Annotated in this window: 1 protein-coding gene; it reads left to right on the forward strand. The window is 68.8% G+C overall.

Annotation, left to right across the window (positions count from 1 at the left end):
* The first annotated feature begins 153 nt into the window (after window positions 1–153).
* Window positions 154–987 (forward strand): photosynthetic reaction center subunit L, encoded by an 834-nt coding sequence (pufL, locus tag AC1MIR_RS12655; protein ID WP_480028507.1) that lies wholly within the window; start codon window positions 154–156, stop codon window positions 985–987.
* The last annotated feature ends 171 nt before the right edge of the window (window positions 988–1158 follow it).

Consider the following 1158-nt stretch of genomic DNA (forward strand, 5'->3'; position numbering starts at 1 on the left):
CCCCCGGCGCGACTGGGGGTGGAAACCAACCGCCCCCGCCGCGGGCGAGCATCGCGATTGGCGCGGGCGGCGGTGCGGCGGGCTTCGCCCGCTGTCGGGGACGACGCAAGGGTTGGGCAGGGCAATGCCTGGCCAGGATGGGAGCCTCATTCCATGGCAATGCTGACCTTCGAACGCAAATACCGCGTCCGCGGGGGGACGCTGGTCGGCGGTGACCTGTTCGACTTCTGGATCGGGCCCTTCTGGGTCGGGTTCTTCGGCGTCACCACCGCCTTCTTCACCTTCATCGGCACCGCTCTCATCTTCATGGGCGCGGCCAAGCAGGGCACCTTCAATCCCTGGCTCATCAACATCCCGCCGCCCGACCTCGCCTACGGCCTGCGCCTGGCGCCGATGTACGAAGGCGGGCTCTGGCAGTGGATCACCTTCTGCGCCATCGGGGCCTTCGCCTCCTGGGCGCTGCGCCAGGTGGAGATCAGCCGCAAGCTCGGCATGGGGTACCACATCCCGGTCGCCTACAGCGTCGCGGTCTTCGCCTATGTCACCCTCGTGGTGATCCGGCCGCTGCTGATGGGCGCCTGGGGCCACGGCTTCCCCTACGGCATCTGGAGCCACCTCGATTGGGTGTCGAACGTCGGCTACCAGCACCTGCATTTCCACTACAATCCGGCGCACATGATCGCCGTGACCTTCTTCTTCACCACCGTGCTCGCTCTGGCGATGCATGGCGGCCTGGTGCTGTCGGCGGTGAACCCGCCGAAGGGCGACGTGGTGAAGGCCGCGGAGCATGAGAACGCGTATTTCCGCGACCTGATCGGCTACTCGATCGGCACGCTCGGCATCCACCGCCTCGGCCTGTTCCTGGCGCTCTCCGCCGGATTCTGGAGCGCGGTGTGCATCGTGATCAGCGGACCCTTCTGGACCCGCGGCTGGCCCGAATGGTGGGGCTGGTGGCTCAACCTGCCGATCTGGCGAAACATCCACTAGGGGGGGCGAGACACAATGAGTCCCGTCGTCGTCTACCAGAATATCTTCACCCGCATCCAGGTTCGGCCGCCCGAGCCCTATCCGGGTGTGCCCCTGCCGCCCGCGCCCCCCCCCCCCGGGGGCGCGGGGCGGGGGGGGCGCCCGCAGGGGGCGCGGGGCGGGGGCGCCGGG

Source organism: Falsiroseomonas sp. RANM36 (genome assembly GCF_056682175.1).